General features: G+C 60.1%; 22 protein-coding genes and 1 other RNA gene. 5 read left to right on the top strand and 18 right to left on the bottom strand.

Annotated features, from left to right (window positions below):
* Window positions 1-26: 26 nt before the first annotated feature.
* From DWW12_RS03470 to glp, 6 genes are all read right to left on the bottom strand, one after another.
* A complete protein-coding gene (locus DWW12_RS03470; protein ID WP_117854997.1) occupies window positions 27-1,310 on the bottom strand; it encodes a double-cubane-cluster-containing anaerobic reductase in 1,284 nt (427 codons plus the stop codon).
* A gap of 429 nt (window positions 1,311-1,739) precedes the next feature.
* Complete coding sequence (locus DWW12_RS03465; RefSeq protein WP_117786470.1) at window positions 1,740-2,810, bottom strand: sulfate/molybdate ABC transporter ATP-binding protein; 1,071 nt, start codon at window positions 2,808-2,810, stop codon at window positions 1,740-1,742.
* Between the two features lie 3 nt (window positions 2,811-2,813).
* Complete coding sequence (gene modB / locus DWW12_RS03460) at window positions 2,814-4,256, bottom strand: molybdate ABC transporter permease subunit (RefSeq protein ID WP_233539111.1); 1,443 nt, start codon at window positions 4,254-4,256, stop codon at window positions 2,814-2,816.
* Window positions 4,257-4,324: 68 nt separating this feature from the next.
* Window positions 4,325-5,197 carry a molybdate ABC transporter substrate-binding protein gene (gene modA / locus DWW12_RS03455; RefSeq protein ID WP_117854994.1) on the bottom strand — a complete coding sequence of 291 codons (873 nt, stop codon included), beginning with the start codon at window positions 5,195-5,197 and terminating at the stop codon, window positions 4,325-4,327.
* A 204-nt stretch (window positions 5,198-5,401) separates the two neighbouring features.
* Window positions 5,402-5,881 (bottom strand): molybdenum cofactor biosynthesis protein B, encoded by a 480-nt coding sequence (locus DWW12_RS03450; protein ID WP_117786467.1) that lies wholly within the window; start codon window positions 5,879-5,881, stop codon window positions 5,402-5,404.
* A gap of 10 nt (window positions 5,882-5,891) precedes the next feature.
* Entirely contained in the window at window positions 5,892-7,154 is a 1,263-nt protein-coding gene (gene glp / locus DWW12_RS03445) for a gephyrin-like molybdotransferase Glp (RefSeq protein ID WP_117786466.1), read from the bottom strand.
* Window positions 7,155-7,365: 211 nt separating this feature from the next.
* Here glp and DWW12_RS03440 point away from each other — a divergent pair, with 211 nt between their 5' ends.
* Both DWW12_RS03440 and DWW12_RS03435 read left to right on the top strand, forming a co-directional pair.
* Window positions 7,366-8,787, top strand: coding sequence for a chloride channel protein (locus DWW12_RS03440; protein WP_199570665.1), 1,422 nt, complete (start codon window positions 7,366-7,368; stop codon window positions 8,785-8,787).
* A gap of 86 nt (window positions 8,788-8,873) precedes the next feature.
* Complete coding sequence (locus DWW12_RS03435; protein ID WP_117854992.1) at window positions 8,874-9,836, top strand: diacylglycerol kinase family protein; 963 nt, start codon at window positions 8,874-8,876, stop codon at window positions 9,834-9,836.
* A gap of 21 nt (window positions 9,837-9,857) precedes the next feature.
* Here DWW12_RS03435 and DWW12_RS03430 read toward each other — a convergent pair whose 3' ends face one another.
* The 4 genes from DWW12_RS03430 to DWW12_RS03415 all read right to left on the bottom strand — a co-directional run bounded on the left by DWW12_RS03430 (window position 9,858) and on the right by DWW12_RS03415 (window position 13,788).
* Window positions 9,858-10,238: a peptide chain release factor-like protein gene (locus DWW12_RS03430; RefSeq protein ID WP_369832413.1), complete on the bottom strand. Its 381-nt coding sequence runs from the start codon at window positions 10,236-10,238 to the stop codon at window positions 9,858-9,860.
* Between the two features lie 83 nt (window positions 10,239-10,321).
* Window positions 10,322-10,900 (bottom strand): xanthine phosphoribosyltransferase, encoded by a 579-nt coding sequence (locus tag DWW12_RS03425; RefSeq protein WP_117854990.1) that lies wholly within the window; start codon window positions 10,898-10,900, stop codon window positions 10,322-10,324.
* Between the two features lie 157 nt (window positions 10,901-11,057).
* Window positions 11,058-12,362 (bottom strand): MFS transporter, encoded by a 1,305-nt coding sequence (locus tag DWW12_RS03420; protein WP_117854989.1) that lies wholly within the window; start codon window positions 12,360-12,362, stop codon window positions 11,058-11,060.
* Window positions 12,363-12,504: 142 nt separating this feature from the next.
* A complete protein-coding gene (locus DWW12_RS03415; protein WP_117798163.1) occupies window positions 12,505-13,788 on the bottom strand; it encodes an O-acetylhomoserine aminocarboxypropyltransferase/cysteine synthase family protein in 1,284 nt (427 codons plus the stop codon).
* A gap of 137 nt (window positions 13,789-13,925) precedes the next feature.
* Here DWW12_RS03415 and DWW12_RS03410 point away from each other — a divergent pair, with 137 nt between their 5' ends.
* Window positions 13,926-14,468, top strand: a complete 543-nt coding sequence (locus DWW12_RS03410; RefSeq protein ID WP_233544217.1) for a C-GCAxxG-C-C family protein — start codon at window positions 13,926-13,928, stop codon at window positions 14,466-14,468.
* A gap of 67 nt (window positions 14,469-14,535) precedes the next feature.
* Here DWW12_RS03410 and DWW12_RS03405 read toward each other — a convergent pair whose 3' ends face one another.
* From DWW12_RS03405 to rpsA, 3 genes are all read right to left on the bottom strand, one after another.
* Window positions 14,536-15,174, bottom strand: coding sequence for a YigZ family protein (locus tag DWW12_RS03405; protein WP_199570661.1), 639 nt, complete (start codon window positions 15,172-15,174; stop codon window positions 14,536-14,538).
* Window positions 15,175-15,252: 78 nt separating this feature from the next.
* Window positions 15,253-15,614: RNase P RNA component class A (gene rnpB / locus DWW12_RS03400), an RNA gene on the bottom strand.
* Between the two features lie 326 nt (window positions 15,615-15,940).
* Window positions 15,941-17,107 carry a 30S ribosomal protein S1 gene (gene rpsA / locus DWW12_RS03395; protein WP_117854986.1) on the bottom strand — a complete coding sequence of 389 codons (1,167 nt, stop codon included), beginning with the start codon at window positions 17,105-17,107 and terminating at the stop codon, window positions 15,941-15,943.
* A 315-nt stretch (window positions 17,108-17,422) separates the two neighbouring features.
* On the opposite strand from rpsA, the gene DWW12_RS03390 reads away from it, so the two are divergent.
* Window positions 17,423-18,181, top strand: a complete 759-nt coding sequence (locus tag DWW12_RS03390; RefSeq protein WP_117854984.1) for an HAD family hydrolase — start codon at window positions 17,423-17,425, stop codon at window positions 18,179-18,181.
* Here the strand turns inward: DWW12_RS03390 and DWW12_RS03385 are convergent.
* Window positions 18,178-19,497, bottom strand: a complete 1,320-nt coding sequence (locus DWW12_RS03385; RefSeq protein WP_117854983.1) for a serine dehydratase subunit alpha family protein — start codon at window positions 19,495-19,497, stop codon at window positions 18,178-18,180. The genes DWW12_RS03390 and DWW12_RS03385 overlap by 4 nt on opposite strands.
* Window positions 19,498-19,765: 268 nt before the next feature.
* On the opposite strand from DWW12_RS03385, the gene rpiB reads away from it, so the two are divergent.
* Window positions 19,766-20,233: a ribose 5-phosphate isomerase B gene (gene rpiB / locus DWW12_RS03380; RefSeq protein ID WP_035138007.1), complete on the top strand. Its 468-nt coding sequence runs from the start codon at window positions 19,766-19,768 to the stop codon at window positions 20,231-20,233.
* 153 nt (window positions 20,234-20,386) lie between these two features.
* On the opposite strand, the gene ndk is transcribed toward rpiB, so the two are convergent.
* The 4 genes from ndk to DWW12_RS03365 all read right to left on the bottom strand — a co-directional run bounded on the left by ndk (window position 20,387) and on the right by DWW12_RS03365 (window position 24,354).
* A complete protein-coding gene (gene ndk / locus DWW12_RS03375; RefSeq protein ID WP_117854981.1) occupies window positions 20,387-20,791 on the bottom strand; it encodes a nucleoside-diphosphate kinase in 405 nt (134 codons plus the stop codon).
* Window positions 20,792-21,175: 384 nt separating this feature from the next.
* On the bottom strand, window positions 21,176-22,606 hold the full coding sequence (gene argH, locus DWW12_RS03370) for an argininosuccinate lyase (protein ID WP_117854979.1): 1,431 nt from the start codon (window positions 22,604-22,606) through the stop codon (window positions 21,176-21,178).
* Between the two features lie 118 nt (window positions 22,607-22,724).
* Window positions 22,725-22,895 (bottom strand): hypothetical protein, encoded by a 171-nt coding sequence (locus tag DWW12_RS09815; RefSeq protein WP_158564366.1) that lies wholly within the window; start codon window positions 22,893-22,895, stop codon window positions 22,725-22,727.
* A gap of 232 nt (window positions 22,896-23,127) precedes the next feature.
* Window positions 23,128-24,354, bottom strand: coding sequence for an argininosuccinate synthase (locus DWW12_RS03365; RefSeq protein ID WP_117854978.1), 1,227 nt, complete (start codon window positions 24,352-24,354; stop codon window positions 23,128-23,130).
* Window positions 24,355-24,406: the final 52 nt, after the last annotated feature.

The raw sequence follows: 24,406 nt of genomic DNA, 5'->3' as shown, positions 1-24,406 counted from the left end.
TGGGAAAGCCGCCGGGACGGATAGCCCTAAATGGTTTCCAAGAAGGCCTCGATCCTGGTTTGCAGTTGGCCTGCATCCTCACCGGCGTAGTCGGTCGTGATGTGCATAAACGGAATGCCGGCTTCCTCGGCGGCCTTCTCCACGGCAAACGACTCCATCTCATAGAGCGTGCAGAACTGCAGGGCCACGTCGACGATGCCGTCGGCATGCAGGTCCTTGGCCATCTGGACAATGTCCTTCATACGCTGGTCGTTGGGCGTAAAGACGGCGCAGTTGATCTTAAAGTAGCGCTCGGCGATGGCATCGAGCATCTCGTCCACCGTCTCACCGGACTCGTCGACCAGGTCCTTGTAGTAGCGCGAGCCCGTGCAGGACTCCTCGCCTACCACAACGCCGCCGGCTTTCTCGATGAGGTTGAACAGCTTCCAGTTGGGCACGGCCATGGGCGTGCCGGTGTACAGGATGCGCTTGGTCCCCTTGGGCGCCACGCCCTCGCCAGCCTCGACACGCTGCTCGCACTCAGCCGCCATATCGTTGATGGCTCCGGTCAGACGCGGCGTGTCGTCCATAAAGGCGGCCTGAACGGTCAGTAGGCTGTCGAGACCGCTAATAGGTGCAGGGTCGGCAGCGCGCGTGGCAGCGAGGCGCTGCAGGGCGCGGCGCTTCTCATTGACGGCGTGGATGGCAGCCTTCAGACGCTCGGGCGTAATCTTGACGCCGCACTCTTCCTCGATCTTGGCGGCGAGTTTCTTGACCTCGGCCTTCCAGGTCACGAGCGTCGACTCGTCGTGCACGTTGGGAATATCCATGACGTACATGTTCTTTTGCGTTGCAAAGAACTCGTAGGCCTTCTTCTTGCCATCGCAGGTGTTCTCGCCTACCACTAGGTCACTCGACTCAATGTAGGGGCAGACCTCGCCCAGCTTAAAGCCGGCAAAGCTCTTGATAAGCGGACAGGTGTTGCGCGGCAGATGCTCCTCGACCTTGTCCGTTGCCCAATCGGCACCCGTGCACAGACCAACGGGAATGCCGTCACAGGCAAGCACGATCTCCTCGGGCACGTACACGCAGAACGAGCCCACGATTTTGGTGGCCTCGCCAGCCTCCTTCTTGTCGAGCATCTCCTTAATGCGGCCGCTATGGATGTTGGTGGCCACAAAGTCCAGGTAGGACGTGGACTTGGGGCGATTGTTCTGCGTCAGGAACATGTCGCCGTACATCTGGCCCACGGCGCCCAGCAGCATATCGTGGTCGGCAAGATTCATGCCGAGGCTCTCCCACATCGGATGGAAATCGAATTCTTCAGCCATAACGGTTCCCCTCTCGAACCAAAAACGGATAACAGCGGTATCGATGCACGACGGACGGCGATTGCCCGACCGTGCTCAAACCCGGAATTTTGGGGAACCTGCTTTGCGGTCGATTATTTAGTTGTGCGTCGTCTCTCCCGGAGCCGTGAACATACCTGCTCATATGCGACTCCGAGCCATATAGAGGGCGCGCGGCAATGCGGCGAATATATGTCGTCTGCGGCATGTGCGCACCCTCCTTAACAAGTTGAAGTCAACTATATCAACGGTCATCGACCATGCGAACACCGTTGACATTCGTACGACAGCATCGTGTGCCGTCGTTTAATAAATAATTATCTTGATTGATAAGAATTTGTCATTCCTCATTCGGCGAACGGCAAAAACAAAGCCGCCGAGGCTTATATCCCCCGACGGCACTACCCGGCGCTATCGACAAACCAAATGGATCCTGCTGGCATCAAAATGCATGCGCAGCGTCTCGCCTGCTTGCGGCAGCTCGTCGACAGGCATGCCCACTTTGTTGACCTTCCACTGCAGGCGCGTCGGCGCATCGGCACGCGGCGCGTCCAGCAGCACCAGGCGCTCAAAACGCGAATCGCTCACTCGGGCCACGTGCAGGTCATAGCTGTTGCGACCCCGCTCGGCACGGTTGTCCACATGGAAGTAGCTCGCACGAATACCCAGGTACGCCACGTTATCGGGAACCTCACGGCCCACGTTGAAGGTCATGCCCCAGTCCAGGGCCTCAACTTCCTGAAGCCCGATCTTGCGCGCGCGGCTCGTATTCTTGCAGCCCGTCAGGCGCAGCGCAGCCAAGGATTGCGGCCGGCGGACCACGTCCTCGACGGAGCCGATCTCCTCCACATGTCCGTTATGCATCACGCAAATGCGCTCGCACAGGCGGCATGCCTCGTCAATATCGTGGCTCACGTAGAGCACGGTACGGTTACAGACGTCGAACAGGTCGAGCATGTTCTGCTCAAGCGCGCTCTTGAGATACGCGTCGAGCGCGCTCATGGGCTCATCGAACATAAAAATGCCCGGGTGTGCCGCCACCATGCGAGCAAGCGCCACACGCTGCTGCTGGCCGCCCGAGAGGCGCGCGGGATAACGGTCGGCAAAGTCGACCAGTCCAAAGATACCCAGGTAGCGCTCGGCAAGTCGTCTGCGCGCTGCGGCGTCGCCTGCACCCTCAACGCCGGCGCACACGTTATCGGCCACCGTCATATTAGGGAACAGCTGATAGTTTTGAAACATCAGGGCGCATTTTCGCTCCTGGGGCGAAAGGTTGATGCCCGTCGCAGAGTCAAAGAAGGTCACGCCGTTGACGACGATCTTGCCCTCGTCGGGCGTCTCCACGCCGGCAATACAGCGCAAGGTGCAGCTCTTGCCGCATCCGGAGGCGCCGAGCAGCGCCACACGCTCCTCGCCGGCATCGAGCTGCATGTCGAGCATAAACCCGGGATAGCGCTTTTTGATATCCAGGACAAGCGACATGGTCTATCGACCTCCCTTCGAGACGGCGTCATCGCGCATGAGCTCGGCCAGCGCCTCGCGATCGATACGCAGCGCATCGCCGCCCACTGGGTCGAGCGAATCGATCTGGCTACCCAGCTGCTTGGCCTGTTTGCGCTCTGCACGGGAGAGACCACGCTCGCGATACTTTTGCGAATGCGCCGTGTACATGTTGATGAACAGGATGACCAGGAAACTAAACACGATCACGACGACGACCCAAAAGAGGGCCACCGAGGTGTTGCCGCCCATCCACTCAAAGTAGATGGCGATAGGGATGGTCTGGGTAATGCCGGCGTAGTTGCCCGCAAGGAACAGGGTGCAACCAAACTCGCCCATCGCGCGGGCAAAGGCGAGCACCGTGCCGGCGGCAATCGAGGGCCAGCCAAGCGGCATCATAAGCTTGGTAAAGATGCGACGCTCGGACCATCCCAGGGTTCGCGCCGCATCGAGCATCTGCGTGTCAAGGCTCTCGAAGGCTCCGAGTGCCGTACGGTAGACCAGGGGAAACGACACCACCACGGCAGATATCACCGCCGCGGGCCACGTAAAGACGATCGAGATACTGTGTGCAATAAGCCACTGGCCAACCCCGGTTGAGCGGCCAAACAGCATGAGGAGCAGAAAGCCACACACCGTGGGAGGCAGCACCATCGGGATGGTAAAGACCGAGTCGAGTAGGCCCTTCACGCGGCTCGTCGTACCCATGGTCTTCCATGCGGCAAACAGGCCCAGCGCAAAGGAGATCAGCAGGGCAAGGCCGCTCGTTTTGATAGACACCCAAAACGGGCGATAGTCGATGTTGCCCAAAAAGGAGGCCAGAGAGGCCAAGGGCCCCTGCTCATCCCGCAACACGACAGACGATGCTTCTACCATTTGAGCGCTATCAAGCCAACGCGCGCCGCCCTTGGCATCACCCGAGGCTGACGCAATCACCACATAGCGGTCCCCATCCGCACCACGCACATCAAAGCCATAGGTATACCCGCCGGCATCAAACGTTGTTTCCGCCGTGACATACCAAGGAAGATCCACGTCCCCCAGCTGCGCACCTCCCATGCAGTTTGCGCTGTCGAGCTCACAGACGAGAGCCTTGAGACCCGATACGCACTCGTTGTCCTGCGGATCCAAACCATACTTCTCGACTGCCTTGGGCGATATCCACACCACAACGCGATCGGCAGCGGGCGCCACTACAAGGTCCACATCCTCGTCAACGGGAAACCGATAGCCCTCAGGCTGGCCCTCCATGGCACGAGCGGTCCCCTTGGCCAACCGCTCAAAACCCTCGATCCCATAGGAAAGCCCATGAGCGGTCGCAGCAACCTGGGCCCCGTCCTCAGCGTCCCCAGCAAACGCAAGTCCCGGCACCCAGCAAAGCGCGAGGGTCAAAGCACAGACGACAAGCATGCGGAATCTATTAAGCACGAAAAGCTCCAAGCGAACACAAGGACGGAGTGAGACACAAAACGATGGAATTATCGCGCCAAGCCGCACTACTCGGAAAGCTCAAAGCCGTACTTAGCCCAAATCTTCTGAGCCTTCTTGTTGGTCAGACAGAAGTCGATAAATGCCTTGGCCTCGTCGGCGTGCTCGGAGCTCTCGGCAACGGCGCCCGGGTACACGATGGGCTTGTGCGAATCCTCGGGGCACACGAAGGCCTCCTCGATGCCGTCATAGCGGAAGATATCGGAGCTGTAGACAAAACCGGCCACGCAGTCGCCCGTAGACACATAGGCGGCGGCGGTACCAACTTTGTCGGCCAGTGCGACCTTGTCGGCGATCTCGGGTGCGTACTCGCCATCGTCACCCTCGGCACCGGTGTAGAGGCCCGCGGAGGCCAGTGCCTGATTGGCGTACTTGCCGGCAGGAACGGTCTTGGCGTCGCCGATGGCGATCTTGCCGTCCAGGCTCGCGATGTCGGCGATGGCCTCGACCTTGGTGTCGGAGCCCTCGGCGCGAATGACCACAAGATCGTTGACGAACATATCCTCACGCGTGTCGGCGTCGACGAGCTCGGCGGCCTCGGCGTCGTCCATGGTGCCCTTGGAGGCTGTGATGAGCACGTCGACCGTGGCGCCGGCGCGCATCTGCTCGACAAGGTCGCCGGACGCCTTAAACTGCGTGTCGGCAAAGGTGGTACCGGTCTGCTCGGTGTAGAGCTTCTGAACCTCGGGCAAAGCCTTCTCGAGCGAGTTGGCAGCAAAGACCTGCAGCTCGACAGCCTTCTTGGACGAAATCTTGGCGGAACCGGCATCGGAACCGGTCGACTCAGGCTCCTTGTTGCCGGAGCAGCCGGCAAGGCCAAGGCCGGCAGCGGCGACAGCGGAGAGTGAGACGAATCCGCGGCGAGAAACCATATCGAACATGTTCAACCCTTTCGGACCTTGTGCCCGGGTACCCCACCGCAGGCTTTATTCTGTAATTAGATTATACTTTCGTGCGAATAATATCAGTGATAAAGATTTCTCGCCTGATAATTTTCTTTTACCAATAACCACGAGACGGCCCGCGCTGTCGATGCATAAAAAGGCGGAGCGACTCGCAAGGTCGCTCCGCCGCAGGTAGTGCGCTTATTTGGTGTGCCCGCCGCCCGCCGTCATCTGGGCCGCATGCTCCAGCTGGTCGCTCACGGCCTCCCAGCTTTCGCGGGCCGCTTTCGTGGATCCCGGAAAGTTGATGACAAGCGTATACCCACGCTGCATGCACACGGCGCGCGAGAGCATGGCGCGGCGCGTCTTGGTCATGGAGTACGCACGGATCGCCTCGGCAATACCCGGCACATCGCGATCGCAGACGGTACGCGTCGCCTCGGGCGTCACATCGCGCATCGAAAGCCCCGTGCCGCCGCAGGTGAGCACGACATTGGCGTGGCACTCATCGGCGGCTTCCACAATGGCATCACCGATCTCGCTGACGTCGTCGCGCACGACCACATGCGAGGCGACCGTCCATCCCTGCGCCTCGATAAGCTCCTCGAGTGCGGCACCCGCCTCGTCCTGGGCAAGGTCGCGCGTATCCGAGCACGTCACGATCGAAATCTTTAGCTCCATAACATTCCTCCTATAGCACCGTGCCCTCAGGCAGGTCGACTCGCACGACATCCACGACATCGCCCGCCTTGAGGTCGCACGGTCCTTCGTCAATACGCAGCAGGCAGTTAGCCCGCTGCATTGTGCCGAGCAGCGCCGAATTCTGTGTCTTGGCCTCGGTCACCAACAGCTCACCGGTCTCGGGGTCGCGCAAAACCGTGGCGCGATCGAAGAAGCGGCGATGCTGTCGCTTTTTCACGCCGTGCGTGAGCGTCGCCTGCTGCACGGGACGCACGCCCTCGGCAAAGCCGCGCATCTTGCGAATCGCCGGACGCGCAAGCATCTCAAAGCCTACATACGCCGCGGCCGGATTGCCTGAAAGTCCCAGGTAGGGCTTACCCCCAAGCAAGCCAAACGTGATGGCCTTGCCCGGACGCATCGAGATGCGATCGAACAGCACCTCACCCTCGCGCCGGACGAGCGCCGTCACGTAGTCGTAGTCGCCTGCCGAGGCGCCACCGCTCGTAATGACAAAATCGCACTCCTGCACGGCACGATGCACCAGCTCGGCAATCGCCTGCTCATCATCGGGCGCAATGCCGTAGAACACGGGCTCGGCTCCTGCATCGAGCGCTTCGGCCATCAACGCCGACGAATTGGAGTCGCGAATCTGCCCGCGCGCCGGCAGCTCACCCGGCGCGACCAGCTCCGTGCCCAGCGAGATAATGCCCACACGCGGCGCGGCATGCACCTTCACGCTCGCATAACCGGCGCTCGCCAACAAGCCGGCGCCCGCCGGAGCCACGACCTCGCCAGCGCGCATCACGACATCGCCGGCATGGGCCTCCTCGGCGGCAGAGCGAACGTTCTCCCCTACCTTGGCAGGCGCCGAGAAGCGAACGCGCGAGCCCTCGTTGCCGTCGCCATCGAGTACGTCGACGATCTCGTACTTCACCACGGCATCGGCACCTTCGGGTACCGGCGCGCCCGTCATGATGCGGACCGTCTCGCCCGCGCCGATTGTGTCCTCAAACACATGGCCCGCGGCCTCGTGTCCGATAACGTCGAGCGTCACCGGCGCCTCGTCAGACGCCTGCGCCAAGTCCGCCGAGCGCACGGCATATCCGTCCATAGCGCTGTTGGCAAACGGCGAGATGTCGATATCGGCCACCGCGTCCTCGGCCAAGGGAAGACCGGCGGCCTGCCACACGGGAATCTCGATGAGATCCGTCGGAGCAACGTGCGACAAAACAATCGATTGCGCATCCTCCAGCGGTATGAGTTTCTCTGCCATATGCACCTCTTAATGCCACGGCGCACAACAAGGGCGCCGATTCATTATGCTTGTCTCAGTATAATCCCCCCGACGCACGACCGTGACTCGGCCTGTACCCGCAAATACACCTGTCGGTTGCAGGCCGCGAAACAGAATGGAAACCAACCCACCGGCTCGTCGCGTTTACCGCGTTTTATAATGCTCGTGTTGCAACCCAAAAGAGGAACGTATGGCTCATAACGACAAACCCGAAAGCGCAAACGAAGCGCAGAATCATTCCCAGCCGCTCGACGACGGCGGATTTTTCTCCCTTAATGACGTCATCACGGCAGGCAGGCATCAACTTACCCGCTCCGAGCATCTCTTGGCTGCCGACACGCGCTGCAACGCCCGCAACCTACTAGCGAGCGCTAAGTTGCTCGTACTCGTCGTCATCGTCTCGCTCGCCATGGGCGTTGCCGCTTGGGCGTTTTTGGCCTCGTTGAATATCGCGACCGACTATCGCGAGCACCATGCGTGGATTTACGCGCTGCTTCCCGTTGTGGGCGTTGCCACCGCATGGGTGTACAAAAATCACGGTCTTGCCGCCAAACGCGGTAACAACCTGGTCATCGACTCCGCTCTGGGCACACGCCTCATCCATATGCGCATGGCCGTCCTCACCTTCGTCTGCTCCACGCTCACGCACCTAACGGGCGGATCGGCCGGTCGCGAGGGGGCCGCGGTGCAGATTGGCGGGACCATCGCCAGCAACATCTCGAGCCTCGCCCACCTCAAAAAACATGACCACCACGACCTCATGCTCGCCGGCATCTCGTCGGCCTTTGGCGCCGTATTCGGCTCGCCCCTTGCTGGAGCTTTCTTTGGCATGGAGATGTGCTTTATCGGCAAGATCGACTACACCGCGGGCATCTACTGCCTGGTCGCCTCGTTTACCGGCTACTTTACGTCACTTGCCTTGGGAACCGAGTACGAGGCGAATGTCATCGCCAGCGTTCCCAACATGACACCACGGACGGTTGTCATCGTTGTTATCAGCGCAATTATCTTCGGTCTGACGGCACGCCTCTTTGCCTGGTCGGTTCGAACCGTCAAAAGCCTTTACGGTCGCTTTATCACCAATTACCTTACTCGCGCACTCGTGGGCGCACTCGTGGTTTTGGCCGCCTATGCCCTCCTTGACGCCTGGGACTACGCCGGCCTTTCCACATGGCTTTCCGGCGCCGGATTTGCAGGCAACACCACCCTGGCGGACGCAGCCATCAAGTTGGTCGTCACAGCGCTTACCCTGGGCGCGGGCTTCCAAGGCGGCGAGGTCACGCCCCTGTTTGGCATCGGTACGGCACTCGGTGGCTGGATCGGTTGCCTTACCGGGCTTGACCCCAGTTTTCTGGCGGCTCTCGGCATGCTCGGCGTGTTCTGCGCCGGCCTCAACGTGCCCATCACCACCTGCATGATGGCCATCGACCTGTTCCACGGCACGGCCGCCGGGTTCTTTGTCATCGTGGCCTTTATCAGCTACCTAACCGGCGGACACCGCGGCGTGTACCCCGCCCAGCGCATCATCTCACCCAAGCGCCGCTCGCTTATTGTGGATGAGGGAGGTACGGTAGCGGATGCTATCGAGCGCCACAACGACCTGATAGAGTAGATGTAATAATCGCCGTGCAGCCACAATCGGGGGTAATTCGACCTGAGCGCGACCGCACTATCATGTCACACGCCGGGAGTCGCCCCATGCACGCAACTGATTTTGGTCGCACGCTCATCATCGCCAACCCAGCCGCCCAGTCGGGCGCGGCACGCGAAGTTGCCGAGCGCCTGCAACGCTTTTTGGACATGACTGCACGCGCATCCCAGTTTGACCTGGTGCTGACCGAGCGTATGGGACACGCCAAGGAGCTGGCCGCGCAGGCTCAGGGCTATCGCACCGTTATCGCTCTTGGCGGCGACGGCGTGATTCACGAGGTCGTCAACGGGCTTATGACGCAAAAGCAGGACGCCCGCCCCGCTCTTGCCGTCCTGCCCGTGGGCTCCGGCAACGATTTTGCCCAGACGCTCGGTATCGACGATTTCTCCGGCAAGGATTTTGGCGCGCTGCTCACCTGCGAGCTGCAGCATCAGGACATCGGGCGCATTCGCTCGTGGAACCCTGCGAGCGGCAGCGGCGATGCTACCGTTGAGTACTACGACCAGACGCTTTCGGTCGGCATCGATGCCGCCATCGGCCTTGGCACCACCGAGCTGCGCAAAAAGACCGGCTTGACAGGCGCGCCGCTCTACACCCTCTCGGGACTTGAGCAGTTTGGTCTGCGCTATCGCAACTACCCCATGACAGTCAGCTTTGACGGCGCGCCCGCCGAACGCGTGAGGGCGATCATCATGGCGATTCAGCTGGGCCCCACCTATGGCTCGGGCTATCGCATCTGCCCCGATGCCGACCCCTGCGACGGCATCCTCGACGTCTGCTACGCCTGCGGCCCCGTCCCCCGCGCCGTTGCCCTGCCTATGTTTCTTTCGGCCAAGGACGGCCACCACACCAAGTTGCCGCCGGTTCGTATGCGCCGCTGCCGCCATGCCGAGCTCACCTTCGAGCAGCCCGATTACCCCATCCAGGCCGACGGCGAGCCCATTGTCGCCTCGCGCATCGAGGTTGACGTCCTCGGCAGCGCCCTCCAAGTTTGGCACCCCGCCCGCTAGCAAGGCCAGTGGAGCACTCGACTACTCGTCGCTGCCCGGCTTGCGGCGGTTGGCCTTTTTGATGGCGTTGAAGTGCTTGTCGTTGAGCCTGCGCTGGCGGGAGCGCTGGGGCACCTTGGTCTTTACGCGTCGGCGCGGTGGACGCCCGCGACGCTCGAGCTCGGCGCGTAGTTTGCGCAGGCAGCTCGCGCGATTCTGGAACTGGCTGCGGCTCTCGCGCGCCGTCACGGTAATCCCCGAAGGGATATGCTTCATGCGCACCGCCGAGTCCGTCGTGTTCACGCCCTGGCCGCCCGGACCCGTCGCGCGAAACACCTGGACCTCGCAATCACGCGCCAGCTCCTCGGCCGACACCTCGGCATAGCGCGCATACTCGCGCCACCCCATCTTGTTCTCATCCATATCAACACCTCCCCTCATACAAAAAATGTGACAAAGGGAAAGTCCCTTTGTCACATCGCATACCAATCGCTTGTGTTGCGCGCTTAGGCGAAGGTGATCTCGCCGTTCTCGCAGTCCATATCGGCGATACGGGCCAGGCTCTCAACGCGGAAGCCGCGCTCGCGGAGCTTATCGCCACCGCCTTGGAAGCCCTTCTCCACCGCGATGCCAATGCCGGCAACCTCGGCACCCGCAGCCTCGCAGATCTTGATAAGACCCTCGAGTGCGCAGCCGTTGGCCAGGAAGTCGTCGATAATCAGGACCTTGTCGCCCTCGGACAGGAAGCGCTTGCCAACGATGACCGGGTACTCCTTCTGCTTGGTAAAGGAGTAGATGGTCGTGGCATACTGCTCGCCGTCGAGGTTGATGGACTGTGCCTTCTTGGCAAAGACCACTGGCACGCCGCCAAAGTGCTGGGCTGCAATGCAAGCCATACCAATGCCCGAAGCCTCAATCGTCAGAATCTTGTTGATCTCGACATCCTTGAACAGACGGGCCCACTCGGCGCCCATGTGGTCGAACAGCTCAACGTCGCACTGGTGGTTGAGGAAGGCATCAACCTTAAGGACGTTACCGGCCTTTACGATGCCGTCATGGCGAATACGATCCTCAAGCTCCTGCATGGCGCAACCCCTTCTCGCGGCAACGATACCGCGCGATTAATAAACGTTGTTCGATAGTCTACCACGGACCGACCCCCGCCCGCCCCACAAGCCGCATCGCACCACAAACCAGTCTTTTTGGGACGGCGCGATTCGTGGCAGACAGCCTCCCAACACGCTAATGACGAGCGCGCATCTTCACCAAACGCACCATGGCAAGCGCAAAGCCCACAGCGGCCACGGCCATCAACACATAGAACACCGAGCGAAAGCCGAATAGGAATACATCCGGACGGCCTGCAACAAAACTGGTCACGGCCTCGCCCATCGCCACGCTCATCTGCCCATAGAGGATATGCGAACCTGCCGTAATACCCAGCGCCATGCCCGCATAGCGCGCCAAGCTGCCCAAGCTACCTGCAAAGCCAAGTGCCTCGCGCGGAGCCGAGCCCATGTACAGCGAGTTGTTGGGGCTCTGGAAAATCGACGTACCGCACGACATAAATGCGACGCAGCACACGATCACAGGGATCGATGAATGCTCGTCGAGCGTGCTCACTGCAAAGAGCCCGCACACGTACACGCCCAGGCCAACGGCCGTGGGGCCCTCGCAACCAATACGATCGGAAATCGTGCCCGAAAGCGGGCCGATAAAAGCATTCACCATCGGAAGCGCCAAAAAGAGCAGTCCGGAAATGTCGGAACCAAAGCCGTGGGCGTCCTGAAAATAAAACGGCAGGATAAACTCAGATGCGCCAATACCAACGAACACGATGAGCATGCAAGCAAGGTTGATGGTGAAGGCCGAATTTGCAAAGCAGCGACGAGCGGCCTCGATCAGGGACATGGGGCGCTCGCCGGCCTCCGGCTTAACATGCGGCAACGTGTAGAGCCCCACGATAAACGAGATAACGCCAATGGGCAGGTTGATGAGGAAGATGCTCTCCCAGGGAAAGCTCGCCACCAGCATGCCGCCAAGCACGGGACCACACATCATGCCGAGGGCCACGAAGGTCGCAAGGATGCCCATGGCACGGCCGCGCTCGCGCGCCGGAAACGACTCGGTGATGATACCCATGTTGTTAGCCATGGCCGCCGCGCAGCCGACGCCCTGCACAATGCGTGCCAGAATAAGAACTTCGAGCGAACTCGAAAGGCCGCAAAGCAGCGAGCCGGCCGTAAAAACGATTACGCCCAGCTGGAATACGCCCACCTTGCCGCGCACGTCGCCCAGACGGCCAAACGGCAGCATAGCCACGCATGTCGCAAGCAGGTACACCGAGCTCACCAGCTGGATGCGGTCGAGGCCCACGCCCAGCTCCTTTTGCATCACGGGCAACGCCACGGTCACGACGGTCGAATCCAGACACGACATAAACGTCATGATGAGCACGGTAAACAGAATCGCCCATTTGTTCTTGCCATGGGTGTCGCCCTCAAGGGCAATGTGCTCGCGGCGCAGCTGCTCTGCAGTTTTCTCCATATCCATCCTTTCGAGTGGCCCAACGCAAAAAGCGGGGCCCCAATCGCCTGCAAACAGCCGCGATTGGGGCCCCGCCTACGGAATCGGAACTAAAGGTCGCCGAAGCTTTCTGCCAGCATCGGCGCCTTGTGCGAACGCTAGCCTAGCACTGCTCAAGCGCCTGCTCAAGGTCGGCAATCAGATCGGCCGTGTCCTCGAGGCCGCACGACAGGCGCACCATGTCGGCGGAGATGCCACAGGCGATGAGCTCCTCATCGTTCATCTGGCGGTGTGTGGCATTAGCGGGATGCAGGCAGCAGGTGCGGGCGTCAGCCACATGCGTGGCGATCTGGGCAAGTTTAAGGCTCTTCATAAAGGTCTCGGCCGCCGCGCGACCACCGTTAAAGCCAAAGCTCACCACGCCGCAGGTACCGTTAGGCATGTACTTCTGAGCGATGTCATAGTACTTATCGCCCTCCAGGCCCGGATAGCTTACAAAGCGCACCTTGGGATGGCTCTGCAGGAACTTAGCAACGGCCAGGCCGTTCTCACAATGACGCGGCATACGCACATGCAGGCTCTCGAGCGAGCTATTCAGGAAAAACGCCGCCTGCGGGTTCTGCATGGGGCCGAGGTCGCGCATGAGCTGAGCGGTTGCCTTGGTAATGAAGGCACCCTCGCGACCGAACTTCTCGGCATAGGTCACGCCGTGGTAGCTCTCGTCGGGCGTGGTGAGACCCGGGAACTTGTCCGCATGGGCCATCCAGTCAAACTGGCCGTGGTCGACGATTACGCCGCCCAGGTAGGCAGCATGTCCATCCATGTACTTGGTGGTGGAGTGCGTAACGATGTCGGCGCCCCACTCAAAGGGACGGCACATCACGGGCGTCGGGAAGGTGTTGTCGACCATCAGCGGCACGCCGTGGTCATGCGCGGCCTTGGCAAAGCGCTCAATATCGAGCACGGCAAGGGCGGGGTTGGCAATCGTCTCGCCAAAGACGAGCTTGGTATTGGGTTCAAATGCTGCCTCGAGCTCCTCGTCGGTGCAGTCAGGGGCAACGAACGTGCAGGTCAGGCCCATGCGCTCCATGGTATGGGCGAGCAGGTTATAGGTACCGCCGTAGATGGCAGAGCTCGCGACCACGTGATCGCCGGCACCGGCAACGTTAAAGATCGCAAGGAAGTTCGCAGCCATGCCCGAGCTCGTGAGCATCGCAGCGGTACCGCCCTCCATCTCGCAGATCTTGGCGGCGACCAAATCGCACGTAGGGTTCTGCAGACGGCTGTAGAAGTAGCCCGACTCCTCCAGGTCAAACAACTTGCCCATGTGCTCGGACGTGTCGTACTTCCACGTGGTGGACTGGTAGATGGGCACCTGGCGCGGCTCCGCGTCGCCCGGGCGATAGCCGCCCTGAACACATGTGGTACCGATAGTCTGCTCGCTCATATCTTGCTCCCTTGCCTGGGTTACGTTTTATTCGGTTCACGATACCGCTACCCCGCACCCCTCTCAACCCATCCCGCCGATAGGTTATGGGACAAATTAATCAAGTTTATTTGTCCCAAATCTTAAGAAAGTGTTCGATGGCGAAAAACAATGAGATATGCACTGCGGTCTCGACAAGCGAATGCGACGGCAAGGGTACCATAGGCGGGTACACCGTGATCAAGGAGACAACGATGAAGCAAATCGATACGGCCCAGCTCGACATCACCACCTGTCAGGCTCAGGCTGCCGAATACCACGCCCGCGGCTTTAACTGCGCGCAGGCCGTCGCCTGCACGCTCGCGCCCGCCGTCGGGCTCGACCCCCAGACCGCCTTTACCCTCACCGAGGGCTTTGGCGCCGGCATGGGTGGCATGACCGAAACCTGCGGCGCCATCTCGGGCGCCGTGGCCATCATGGGCTTTGTAATGAGCGACGGCATGGAAAACCCCAAGACCAAGGGCCAGACCTACAAGCTGTCGCGTGAAATCGCCAAGCGTTTTGGCGAGAAGAACACGACGACCGTCTGCGGCACGCTCAAGGGCGTCGGATCGGATAAGGGTCCGCTCCGCAGCTGCCCCGGCTGCATCGACGATGCCATCGAGATCGCCTGCGATGTGCTAAAGCAGCTCGCCGAGTAAACGGCAGCAACATAAAACGACGGTCGGCGCGCTTGGGATCCATCCAAAAGCACGCCGGCCGTCGCCGTTAGAACTCGGAAAATTCGGGAGCGCCGACCTCGATCTCCTCGCGCCCCGCCATAAGCTCGCGCATCTTGGCGCAAAACGGCTCCTGCTCCCCCGCCTTAAACACCAAATGAAGTGTCACGGCATCCGCGTAATCGGTATCCGAAACCTTGGCACCAGAATCCTGCGCCAAACGAAGCACCTGTTCATACTGCGGATAGGCCACATGCACGTCAACCGGCACGACGCTCGTCATCTCTACGACCTGCCCAGCCGCCTGAGCAGCTGCCACCGCCGCCTGCGTCGCCGCGGTATAGGCGCGCACCAAGCCACCAGGCCCCAACAGCGTGCCGCCAAAATAGCGCGTCACCACGCAGCAAACATTTTTGAGCCCTGCGCCGCGCAACACCTCGAGCGTCGGCATGCCGCTCGTGCGGCTCGGCTCACCGTCATCGCTCTGACGCTCACGTCCATCGACCAAAATCCACGCTGGAACATTGTGTCGAGCGTCGTAATGACGCTTGCGAACCATCTCGATAAAGGCATTCGCCTCGTCCTCGGACTCAATATGGACCAGATGGGCAATAAACCGGCTCTTGCGGTCCACAAACTCGCCCGAAACCTCAATATTCGATTGCAGAGTAAAATAGCTGTCCAACAAAGCCCCTCAACAACAAGCAAAGCAACAAACAGCCTCAATAATACGGCAAAGGGCATATCGATTGTCAGGGTAACAAAAATGCCAAGTGGGCCGATAAGCCGGGTTCTGTCGTGAACGGTCATTTATCTTGTCTGCACGTTACCGTGCAGCTCCACGCACGCTACCCGAACGCGGACCGGGCCGGCCCATAGCGTTCCTATTCGCGCTTGCTCCGGATGGGGCTTGCCAAGCCGCCATGTTGCCACGACGCTGGTGGTCTCTTACACCACCGTTTCAGCTTTTCCCTTTACGCCTTGCGGCGCAGGTGGGAGTCTTCTTTTCTGCGGCGCTTTCCGTCGGATCACTCCGCCCGGCCGTTAGCCGGCATCCCGCCCTCTGGAGCCCGGACTTTCCTCACGCGTGCTGCAAGCAGCACATCGCGCGACCGTCTGGCCCACTCAGCAGTGCAAGAGTGTAGCACACAGTTGCCGCAAGCAATGGCACAACACAAGCGTTCGACACGATAAACCAAGAACCACGCTATACAGTACAATAGGGTCGTCGATGGGCAACGTCGTCAGTCGAGACGCGACCGCGCTCCGCACCCCTCCGTCTACTCGGTGCGTTCCCGTCTCCTCCCCGAGGCGGGATGTCGGCATTTTTCATGCACCGACAACCCACTAGCCTGTGGACAGCCCGAGAAGCATTGCGCATTTCGGCGCCAAATGCAAAAAGGGACCCGTCCATTGCGGACGGATCCCTTAAAACAAGTGATCGTCAAACCGATTTACTCGGCGTCGGTCTCCTCGTCCTTCTTCTCGGAAGGCAGCGGGGTAACCTCGATCTCGACGCCCAGAGTCTCAGCAGCAGACTTCATGGACAGAGAGATACGACGACGGTCGAGGTCGATCTCCATGACCTTGACCTGAACCTTGTCGCCCACGTGGGTGACCTGAGAAGGCTGGTCGACGTGCTTGTTAGCCATCTCGGAGATGTGCACCAGGCCCTCGATGCCCTCGCCCAGGTCGACGAAAGCGCCGAACGGGACAAGCTTGGTCACAGTGCCCTCGACGATAGCGCCGACGGGGTACTTCTTGACCAGCGCGCGCCACGGATCCTCGGTGGTCTGCTTGAGACCCAGGGAGATGCGCTCGCGGTTGAGATCGACGTCGAGAACCTCGACCTCGACCTCCTGGCCGACCTTGACAACCTCGGAAGGATGGTTGACGTGGTTCCAGGAGAGCTCGGAGATGTGGATGAGGCCGTCGATGCCGCCGAGGTCGACGAAGGCGCCAAAGTCGACGATGGAGGAAACGGTGCCCTGGAGACGCATGCCAGACTTGAGCTTGGACAGGATCTCGGAGCGCTCGGCCTTACGGGACTCCTCGAGCACGACGCGACGGGAGAGGACGACGTTGTTGCGGTTGCGGTCCATCTCGATGACGCGGGCCTCGATGCGGGTGCCCATGTAGGAGGTGAGGTCCTTGACGCGACGGAGGTCGACGAGGGAAGCGGGCAGGAAGCCACGCAGGCCGATGTCGAGGATCAGGCCGCCCTTGACAACCTCGATAACCTCGCCCTCGACGTTCTCACCGGAGTTGAACTTCTCCTCGATGCGGTTCCAAGCACGCTCGTACTCGGCACGCTTCTTGGACAGGACCAGACGACCGTCCTTGTCCTCCTTCTGGAGAACCAGAGCCTCGATGGGATCACCGAGTGCAACGATGTCTGCAGGGTTAGCGTCCTTGCGGATGGACAGCTCGCGGACCGGGATAACGCCCTCGGACTTGAATCCGATGTCAACGAGCACCTCGTCATGCTCGATCTTAACGACAGTGCCGTTAACGAGATCGCCCTCATCAAAGTCGGTAATCGTACCGTCGATGAGGCTGTTCATCTCCTCCTCGTTGACATCGTCAAGAGAGAAAATGGACGAGTTCTGAATCTCACTCAAAGGTGGACCCCTTTCGAACTACGGGGCCCCGATTGCTAGGACCTACAGAAGGGTGCGACAAGCACACAACGTTTAGGAACACTCGGGAGCCGACAGATACTGATGTGACGCTTATGCAATCACGTTCGTATAGATTACGGGGAAATCACTTCGATTTCAAGCGTGAACTGCGATTTTTTACTCGTATGGAGACTTTTTCGCAATCTTGTGAACGACCGTCTCCACAAGTTGACGATAAGCAGCTAGGCATACTGCTTTGGGGTAAAGTATCCCAGACATACGATTCTGGAACGATTTTTCGAGAAAGGTGCCCGCGTGCTCAAAGCAGTCGTTTTCGATATGGACGAGACGCTTCTTAGCATTAACCTCAACGCGTTCATCCTTCGCTATTTTAAGGATGTCTCGTCGATGCTCGCGGATATCGGACGTCGCAGCCGCGGGGGCACTATGGCGCGCCTCGGCACCATCTTGGTCGACCTCAACGCCAATCGCCGCAGCGGCACGGACAATCGCACCAATCTTGAGTTTTACCAGACCGAGGTTGAGCGCCGATGCGGGATTTGCCTCTCCGACCCCCTCATCTACGAGGCCTTTACCTACTACGACCGCGAAGTTCTTCCGCACAAGAATGACGACGCCATCAACGCCCATGCCATGCCGGGCGCACACGACGCGCTCCAGGCCGTACAGGACGCAGGACTGCGTTGCGCGCTCTTTACCAACCCCAGCTTTCCGCAAGGGGCCATCGAGTGCCGCATGGGTTGGGGCGACCTGGCCGACGCCCCCTTTGAGCTCGTCACGCACATGGGTAACGCCACCCGCTGCAAGCCCGATGCCGCCTACTATCTAGAGCAGCTTCAGGTGATGGGGCTCGAGCCACACGAGGTCCTTATGGTGGGCAACGACCCCAAGCGCGACTTCCCCAGCCCCGCCTGCGGCATTCAAACCGCCTATGTTGGCCAGGGAAAACCGGGACGCGCCACCTGGCACGGAACCATGGAAGACTTCGCCCGCGAATTTAACGCCGTAATCGAGGCCTTCTACGAACACCAAGTAGCCGACGAACTGTCCTAACAGACCTGTGTTTTGCCGATCATGATGTTGAGGATCTCGACGTCGGTGTCCTTCATACCCACACGGCCCACGTAGCCCATGCTGGCGATCGTCTGCTCGACAGTATCCTGGATCAGGCCCTCACCGGCGCGGAAACCGCGGCCCTGCATGGCCATATCGTGACCCAGAATTGCCGCATCAACGGCCGCGGAAATCTTGGCGGCGCAGCTCGCCTTGGCGCCGTCGCACACGATGCCGCCCACGTTGCCAAGCGTGTTCGAGACCGTCGCGCCAATCTGCTCGCGCGTGCCACCGCACAGCCAGGTAATCGCAGCGCCGGCACCACACGCGGCGCAAATAGCACCGCAAAACGCCGAGAGCGCACCAATATAGCTCTTGATATGCACGGCAATAAGATCAGACAGCATCACGGCACGCACCAGGCGCTCGTGGTCGCAACGCAGGTACTCGGCATACTCCATGACGGGCAATGCGCAGGTAATGCCCTGATTGCCCGAGCCGCACACAATGGCGACCGGCAGCGCGCAACCGTTCATGCGGGCGTCGGACCCGGCGGCCGCACGGGCACGGGCACGGCAGGCGACGTCATCGGCACGAGCGCCCAGCAGCGTACGGCCCACCTCGGCGCCCCAAGCGTGTGCAAGGCCCTCGGCACTGATTGCGCCATTCAGCTCAATCTGACGCTCAACGGCAGCGCGGGCGTCCTCGATGTCGCCGTCCTCGATAAAGTCGATGATGGACTCAATCGACATGGGCGTGTCGGCGTTATCTGCCGCCCGCTCGGCCACGACGCGCTCGGCGCAGGAGGCGCACTCCCCCGCCGACTTGCCGCACACCGGAATACCGTCGAGCGTATGGCACGTGACGTTCGTGTGGTGGTCGGTAATCTCGACGACCGCGGTATGGCCCCCGGCCGTGGCAGTCACCTTGATATAGAGGTTGGGCACACCCTCGACAAGCGACACATCGCAGTAACCGGCATCGGCGAGGAGCTCGGTCACGCGAGCACGATCTTCGTCGTTAACGCTCTCGAGCACCTCGAGCGCGCTCTTGGCGTCACCGCCCACGGCACCCAGCACGGCCGCCGCTTCAATACCGTGCATACCGCCCGAGTTGGGCACGGTCACGCTCTTAACGTTCTTGATGATGTTGCCCGAACAGGCAACATCCATATGATCGGGTTCGCAACCGAGTGTCTGGCTCGCCAACGCCGCTGCATAGGCAACGGCAATAGGCTCGGTGCAGCCGAGCGCACAGACAAGCTCGCGGTTCAAGACATCGCAAAACGCGGCGTCGCGGATGGAATCGGTGGGCATGGCCATCTCCTACATACATAACGGGTTGCTCTTGCAAGTAATCAACTTCTCTATTTGATAACAAGGCGCCAAAAACCGCAAGACGAGTTCCGGCAGACGGCCGCCAGAAGAAAATTGACGGCATTTTAGTGATGAGTTGATGCTTGTTGTTGCTAAAGCGTTTGACCAAAAAACGCCCGAGTGTTTACGCAAAAGTCGCGCTATCATGCAGTCGAACGCGGTAAACACCTTTAGCAATTCCGCCGCACGGACCAGAGAGGAACCACTCATGAAGATCGGTATCGGTAACGACCACGCCGCCGTCGAGCTCAAGAACATCATTTCCGAGCACCTGAAGGAGCGCGGCTGTGAGGTCGTGAACTTTGGAACCGACACCTCCGAGAGCTTTGATTACCCCATCGCCGGCTACAAGGTGGGTAAGGCCGTTGCCAACGGCGACGTCGACTTGGGCATCCTCATCTGCGGCACCGGCGTCGGGATCAGCCTGGCCGCCAATAAGGTCGAGGGCGTTCGCGCCGTCGTGTGCTCCGAGCCCTTCAGCGCCAAGCTCTCCCGCATGCACAACAACACCAACGTGCTCGCCTTCGGCGCCCGCGTCGTGGGCTCCGAGCTTGCCAAGATGATTGTCGACGAGTGGCTCGACGCCGAGTTTGAGGGCGGTCGTCATGAGCGTCGTGTTAACCTCCTCAACGAGATCGACCACACGCGCGGCCTTAAGATCGTCGACGAGGCCTAAACCACTCAGCGCCACAAGCTAACAGCAGGGGCCCGCTCGGAACACATGTCCGAGCGGGCCCCTTAATAGATTTTGGAATAAAAAAGAGCGCCGCGGATGGAGTTCCGCGGCGCCCAAGCCACACGCTAACAGCTTTAAGGAGTCAAAGCTGGTTTAGCCAAAGAAGCGCTTGATCTCGATCTCGGCGTTCTCCAAGCAGTCGGAGCCGTGAATCACGTTGGCGTTAACATCGACAGCGAAGTCGCCGCGGATGGTGCCGGGGGCAGCATCAAGCGGGTTGGTAGCGCCCATAAGGGTGCGCATCTTGGAGACAGCGGAAAGACCGGAAACGACCATCTTGACGACCGGACCGCTCGTCATAAAGTCGCAGAGACCGCCAAAGAAGGGCTTGTCTGCCAAGTGGGCGTAGTGCTCCTCGACGGTAGCGCGCTCGAGCGTGGTCATCTCCATGCGATCGATGACAAGGCCGCTGCGCTCAATGCGAGCAACAATCTCGCCGATCTTGCGGTCGCGCACGGCGTCGGGCTTAATCATGATGAAGGTCTTCTCGATAGCCATAAGGTAGCCTTTCAAGTAGGTTCGCGCGTGCCCAAGTCCCATTCCGGCACCCGCCTGGACTGCATCGTAACAGAGTTTTAGCTGCAGTTAAACAAAAAGCTGTATATTGAAACGCTACAATTTATTAAAGCGCTCCATATGTGTCACTTCTGTTTCGAAGCCCGATTAGAGTACCATCCGACCGCCCATCAACCGCATCGAACAGAGCAGACGGTCGGTTGCCACCCGCGAACGTACCCCCTTCACAACCTGCCCAAAGGTCCTACAGAAGTTCTCGACAAGCCTCTCCCCCATAGCAACAAAATACGGACGCCCACATCAGCAGACGTCCGTAAAGCAAAACCGATTTATCAATACATGGCCAAAACGGCTTCAGCCAAACCCCTACTTTGCCCCGTGACCCATCTCGACGACCTTGGTCAGCGATCCAAACACGCCCTCGTCGGCCACGAGCTGTGCCTCGGCACGCTGCAGCTGCACGGCAACGGCGGCAGGAGCAGTGCCGCCCTCGGTCGTGCGCGCGGCGACAATCGACGGAATGTCGAGCGCCTCGGTAATGTCGCGCTCAAAGAGCGGGCTTGCCTCTTGGAACACCTCAAACGGCAGGTCCTCAAGATTGCAGCCGCGCTTCTCGCACATCAGGACCAGATGCCCCACCACGGCATGCGCCTCACGGAACGGCAGACCACGCTTGGCCAGGTAATCGGCAACATCGGTGGCGGCAAGATGCCCCACACCACACTCGCGCGCCATGGCATCCTCGTTGACGGTCCAGGTCGAAATCATACCGGCCATAACGGACAGGCACTGCATGAGCGTATGGACAGTATCGAGAACGCCCTCCTTGTCCTCCTGCAAGTCCTTGTTATAAGCAAGCGGCAGGCCCTTCATGGTCACGAGCAGCTGAACCAGGTTGCCATAGACTCGGCCGCTTTTGCCGCGGATAAGCTCGGCAAAGTCGGGATTCTTCTTCTGCGGCATGATGGACGAGCCGGTGGAGTAGGAGTCGGAAAGCGTGATAAAGCCAAATTCAGAGCTCGACCACAGCACGATCTCCTCGGAAAGACGCGACAGGTGCATGGCCATGACGGAGCCGGCGTAATGCAGATCGAGCAGGAAATCACGGTCGGAAACCGCATCGAGCGAGTTGGGAATCACACCCGCAAAGCCAAGTTCGGCAGCCGTCATCTGACGATCGAGCGGATAGCTCGTACCGGCAAGCGCGGCAGCACCCAGCGGACAGTTATCGGCAGCATCAAAGGCGGCCTTCAGGCGTGTAAAGTCGCGCGCGAACATCCAGGAATACGCCAGCAGATGATGCGACAGCAGCACGGGCTGAGCATGCTGCATGTGCGTGTAGCCCGGCAGAATCACCTTTTCGTACTTCTTGGCCGCATCCACCAGCACATGACGCAGCTCAAGATTAGCCTCCATGAGCTCCTTGGCCAGCGCCTTGACGCCCAGACGCGTATCGGTCGCCACCTGGTCGTTGCGCGAACGCCCGGTATGCAAGCGCTTACCGGCCTCGCCGATGCGGCGCGTCAGCTCGCTCTCGATGGACATATGAATGTCCTCATCGTTGATATCGAAGGTGAAGTTGCCGGCATCGATATCCTGTTCGATTCCGGTCAGGCCCTCGGCAATCGCCTGCTCGTCCTCGGCACTGATGATGCCCTGGGCGGCCAGCATCTTGGCATGCGCCTTAGAGCCGGCGATATCCTGCCTATAGAGATGTTTGTCGACCGGCAGCGACGCACCAAACTCCTGCGTGACCTCGGCCACGCCCGCCTCAAAACGACCGCCCCAAAGAGCCATGGAACCGTCTCCTTTCATCAAATTCCAAAACAAGCGCCCAAAGCAATGCGCCCTGTCGCCAAAGCGATTTATCAACCGCTAGTTTTACACATTCCCCACCGTGCGCGGGGCCATGTAGCTAATTTGCAAAGAAGTGACGCGCCAAGCACTTGGCGCCCAACGTCTCCCTCCGGATGTTGCCCTGCGAACCATCGATCCAGGCCTTCAGGCTCATGGGAACGTCCTCGACCTTTGCAGCATCGAACTCGGGTGCAAGGGCAAGTAAAGCATGCGCGATAGCATTGAGCATAATGGATACTCCTCATATATATAGGCACAGAGCCGCCAAATTGATAGAAGGAGCCCCGCCGGACAACCCCGGCGGGGCTCGGACTCAGCCGCAGACGCGGCATCATATATGCGGGCGGTACGTAGGGGCCACCGATGTTAAGAAGTGTCAGCAAGCATAACGAAAGGTAGGGACCCCGTGCGCCCGTTATGTATCACGCGGATGGGCCGCGCGGATACCAAAGAAAGGGCCTTTAAGCCTGGGCGGCAGCAGAGCTGGGACCCTGGACCTTAGCCCACGTCTTGAGCGACAGCGTATCGATCTCGATAAAGCCGGCGCTGGCCTTCTCGTCAAACGTGGTGTCGCGGTCGTAGGTAGCCAGACCGTAGTCGTAGAGGCTGAAGGGGCTCTTGCGGCCGACGACATGGCAGTTGCCCTTAAAGAACTTCAGACGGACGGTACCGGTCACGAACTTCTGGGTATCGGCCATAAAGGCGTCGAGCGCGTTTTTGAGTGGGCTGTACCACTGGCCGTTGTACACGGCGGTAGCCCAATCCTGTTCGAGCTTAATCTTAGTCTTGAGCAGGTCGCCCTCGACACAGATGTCCTCAAGCGCCTTGTGGGCGGTGATGAGCGTCAGGGCGCCGGGAACCTCGTAGCACTCGCGGCTCTTGAGGCCCACCAGACGATCCTCGACCAGGTCCAGACGACCAAAGCCGTTGTCGCCGGAGATCTTGTTGAGGGCGATGACGATCTCAGAGAGCTTCATCTTCTTGCCGTCGACGGCGACGGGCTTGCCGGCCTCAAACTCAATCTCGGTATACGTCGGGGTGTCGGGCGTGTCCTCGGGATTCTTGGTCATAACCCAGGCGTCGTCGAGCGGCTCGTTCCAGGGATCCTCCAGGTGGCCGCACTCAATGGCACGACCCCACAGGTTGTCGTCGATGGAATAGGGGTTGTCGTTGGCACCCTCGGGAACCGGCACGTTGTGGGCGTGGGCATAGGCGACCTCGTCGGGACGGCACTTCAAATCCCACTCGCGAACCGGGGCGATAACCTTCAGCTCGGGGTCGAGGGCCTTGACGGCAGCCTCAAAACGAACCTGGTCGTTACCCTTGCCGGTGCAGCCGTGGGCGACGTAGGTCGCGCCAAACTCATGAGCGGCCTCGACAAGCTTCTTGGCGAGCAGCGGGCGAGACAGGGCGGAGAGCAGCGGGTACTTGTTCTCGTACATGGAGTTGGCAGCGATGGCCTTGGTCAGGAACTCATCGGAGAACTCGTCGCGCAGGTCGAGCACCTGACAATCGAGAACGCCCAGGTCGAGAGCCTTCTGCTTCTTGGCATCCAGGCTGGTCTCCTCCTGGCCCACATTGCCGCAGACACAAACGACATCGAGATTCTTCTCGTCCTGGAGCCACTTGACACATACGGATGTATCAAGACCACCGGAATATGCGAGAACGACTTTTTCCTTGCTCATGGCTGTTTCCTTTCGCCCTTGGTAGCTAGTTAGAACATCGGTCAGTTGCAAG

This window comes from Collinsella sp. AF14-35, from assembly GCF_003464565.1.
Taxonomy (GTDB): Bacteria; Actinomycetota; Coriobacteriia; order Coriobacteriales; family Coriobacteriaceae; genus Collinsella.
The sequence above is the reverse complement of the archived record's forward strand: the minus strand, read 5'-3'. Positions and strand labels throughout refer to the sequence as shown.

Coding starts and splice junctions, on each gene's coding strand:
- DWW12_RS03470 (WP_117854997.1), bottom strand. CDS start 1,310: ATGGCTGAAGAATTCGATTTCCATCCGATGTGGGAGAGCCTCGGCATG.
- DWW12_RS03465 (WP_117786470.1), bottom strand. CDS start 2,810: ATGTCGCTTGTCCTGGATATCAAAAAGCGCTATCCCGGGTTTATGCTC.
- modA (WP_117854994.1), bottom strand. CDS start 5,197: ATGTTCGATATGGTTTCTCGCCGCGGATTCGTCTCACTCTCCGCTGTC.
- DWW12_RS03450 (WP_117786467.1), bottom strand. CDS start 5,881: ATGGAGCTAAAGATTTCGATCGTGACGTGCTCGGATACGCGCGACCTT.
- glp (WP_117786466.1), bottom strand. CDS start 7,154: ATGGCAGAGAAACTCATACCGCTGGAGGATGCGCAATCGATTGTTTTG.
- DWW12_RS03440 (WP_199570665.1), top strand. CDS start 7,366: ATGGCTCATAACGACAAACCCGAAAGCGCAAACGAAGCGCAGAATCAT.
- DWW12_RS03435 (WP_117854992.1), top strand. CDS start 8,874: ATGCACGCAACTGATTTTGGTCGCACGCTCATCATCGCCAACCCAGCC.
- DWW12_RS03430 (WP_369832413.1), bottom strand. CDS start 10,238: ATGGATGAGAACAAGATGGGGTGGCGCGAGTATGCGCGCTATGCCGAG.
- DWW12_RS03425 (WP_117854990.1), bottom strand. CDS start 10,900: ATGCAGGAGCTTGAGGATCGTATTCGCCATGACGGCATCGTAAAGGCC.
- DWW12_RS03420 (WP_117854989.1), bottom strand. CDS start 12,362: ATGGAGAAAACTGCAGAGCAGCTGCGCCGCGAGCACATTGCCCTTGAG.
- DWW12_RS03415 (WP_117798163.1), bottom strand. CDS start 13,788: ATGAGCGAGCAGACTATCGGTACCACATGTGTTCAGGGCGGCTATCGC.
- DWW12_RS03410 (WP_233544217.1), top strand. CDS start 13,926: ATGGCGAAAAACAATGAGATATGCACTGCGGTCTCGACAAGCGAATGC.
- DWW12_RS03385 (WP_117854983.1), bottom strand. CDS start 19,497: ATGCCCACCGATTCCATCCGCGACGCCGCGTTTTGCGATGTCTTGAAC.
- rpiB (WP_035138007.1), top strand. CDS start 19,766: ATGAAGATCGGTATCGGTAACGACCACGCCGCCGTCGAGCTCAAGAAC.
- ndk (WP_117854981.1), bottom strand. CDS start 20,791: ATGGCTATCGAGAAGACCTTCATCATGATTAAGCCCGACGCCGTGCGC.
- argH (WP_117854979.1), bottom strand. CDS start 22,606: ATGGCTCTTTGGGGCGGTCGTTTTGAGGCGGGCGTGGCCGAGGTCACG.
- DWW12_RS09815 (WP_158564366.1), bottom strand. CDS start 22,895: ATGCTCAATGCTATCGCGCATGCTTTACTTGCCCTTGCACCCGAGTTC.
- DWW12_RS03365 (WP_117854978.1), bottom strand. CDS start 24,354: ATGAGCAAGGAAAAAGTCGTTCTCGCATATTCCGGTGGTCTTGATACA.